The sequence below is a fragment of the Paenibacillus sp. 01T422 genome (assembly GCF_056398785.1).
In genome coordinates, this window is sequence record NZ_JBFTQB010000987.1 from 1 (window position 1) to 2,264 (window position 2,264).

Annotated in this window: 3 protein-coding genes; all 3 read left to right on the forward strand. The window is 43.3% G+C overall.

Annotation, left to right across the window (positions count from 1 at the left end; genetic code table 11):
- Nucleotides 1-517, forward strand: a 517-nt coding sequence (locus tag AC1DUA_RS34485; RefSeq protein WP_477504029.1) for a chitobiase/beta-hexosaminidase C-terminal domain-containing protein, incomplete at its 5' end; no start/stop codon positions are given.
- Nucleotides 518-539: 22 nt separating this feature from the next.
- Nucleotides 540-1,643 (forward strand): leucine-rich repeat domain-containing protein, encoded by a 1,104-nt coding sequence (locus tag AC1DUA_RS34490; RefSeq protein ID WP_477504030.1) that lies wholly within the window; start codon nt 540-542, stop codon nt 1,641-1,643.
- Between the two features lie 29 nt (nt 1,644-1,672).
- Nucleotides 1,673-2,264, forward strand: a 592-nt coding sequence (locus AC1DUA_RS34495; protein WP_477504031.1) for a hypothetical protein, incomplete at its 3' end; no start/stop codon positions are given.

The window sequence follows — 2,264 nt, forward strand, 5'->3', positions numbered from 1 at the left end:
TGATGGGACTTCGCCTGTTGTAACGGCCGATCCGGTTGGAGCAACGTATCCAGCTGCCCAAAACGTGACCTTAACGATTACGGATAACGATCCGGATGCCAAAATCTACTATACCGTGGATGGCTCTACACCTTCGAAAGCATCTGCTTTATACACATCGCCGATACGGATTGAGAAGGATACAACTTTGAGATTTATCGGCATCGATACTTCAGGGAATACAAGCGATGTTAAAACTGAAAGCTATACGATAAAGCCTGTACCTGAGGTTGTAGTCGATGTCTTAAACGATAGGTTCTCCTCGGCCCAAATCACAGTGAAAAAGGGTACGAAAGTTACTTGGGTGCTGAAGAGTTCGATGATGCATACCGTTACCGCTTACGACATGTCATTTAATGGTACCATAGAACCGAATGGTGAAACGAGATTCAGTTATACTTTTACAGACGTCGGCACGTTTGGTTATTTTTGCATGGTACATCCATTTATGACGGGTTCTGTAGTCGTCGAACAATAACAGGGAAAGGAGGGGACGACGAGTGAAAAAGTGGAGAAATTTATGTTTTCTGCTAGTATGTTCCGTCTTGGTCGGGCTAACCAATGAGGCTTATGCCAGCGGAAAAGCGGTTTCGTTTGTAGATGTTAAATTGGAGGCCGCCGTGAGGGACAAATTGCATAAGTCTACAGGGGATATCACGGATGATGATATGGAAGGATTGACGGAACTCGATGCGTCAAACAGAGGAATTAAGGATATAGGCGGGATTGAATATGCCATTCATCTGAAGTCACTTAATTTATCGGGCAATGAAATCAAGGATGCGGCTAAAATTGGCTCACTAACGAACGTGGAGACATTAATACTGAATAACAACCAAATCGCAAATATGGATGCATTCAGCAAGCTGGTTGACTTAAAGTCACTTTGGTTGATGAATAATCACATTACCGGGTTGAGCGGCGTCAGCGCTTTAATCCATCTTGAACATCTGTATTTGGCTAATAATCAAATTGACAGTTTGGCTGGATTAGAAGCTATGCTCCAAATAAAAGAGCTGAATCTAGCCGGAAATCAAATTCATGCGCTTACGCCATTAACCGCGCTGAACAAGCTGGAATCACTCAATGTTGAAAATAACCAAATTACGGACATTTCCGGCATGGAGTCGTTAGGACAACTGCAATGGCTTTCATTAGCGTACAATCCGGTAACCCAAATTTCACCCATTGGTGAATTAGTTCGACTGCAATATATCAATCAACGAGGCTTTGCCGTCTCATCTGATTCTAATGAGTTGCTCAAGCAATTGAAGAATCGGGGCGTGATTGTGGAGCATGCGTTAGTGATCCCCGCCGGCGCCTATCTGTATGATGTGAACCAAGATGGTGTGTCCGATATGAATGACATTAACGATATGATTAATTATTATCTGAATATTAACGATATGAGAAATCGCCATGCGGAATTGAAAGTCACGGGTAATGAGATCGATGCTGCGCAAATTGACGAAACAGCGTACATCTATGATATCAACCGGGATGGCGTGTTCGATAAGAATGATATCCAAGATTTGATTCATTTTTATTTGAATTTGAATGATGCAAAAAGCAAGCATGCTGAATTTAAACTAATCGTCAAATGAAACTATGGGAGAGGAAGGGAACATTTCACATGAAACAGTTAAGGAAAATCGTGTTGGTGTCGCTTATTTTTCTTCTCTCGTTTTCCAGTCTATCCTTAGCTGCCCCCCATACAATCTCCGATGCTAATGGAAATATCGTCGTGGAGGGCTTGCGGCAAGGGAATGAGGTAAAGCTGTCATTGTCATATCAGAACCTTAGCGCGGATTTTACCGGATTTCAGGCAGAGATTAAGCTTCCGGAGCAATTGGATGAGAAGAGCGGGAAATTTAGTTCGGATAACATGGTCATCCAGTCCAGCGCCGCAGACAATTATGATACCACGACAGACTTGTATAAGCTGGTCGTCTTAAGTCCGGAGCTATCCTCGCAGCCCCAAGGAAGAAACGGGAAAATCGGAGATATCACTTTTCATTATAAAGCAGGTCAAGATAGAGATGAGCTCAGCTTTATGCTTAAGACCATTCGAGTGTACGGCGGATGGGAGCCAATCATCTTCAAGCATAATGAAGTGTTCCAAATGTCCACGTCTGTACCTTCCGAGGAGCTTCAACTCTTTTTTGACAAGGACACTGATCTTGCGGAGCCTGGTGATGTATTCAGTCTAGTCATCAAGGCAGAGG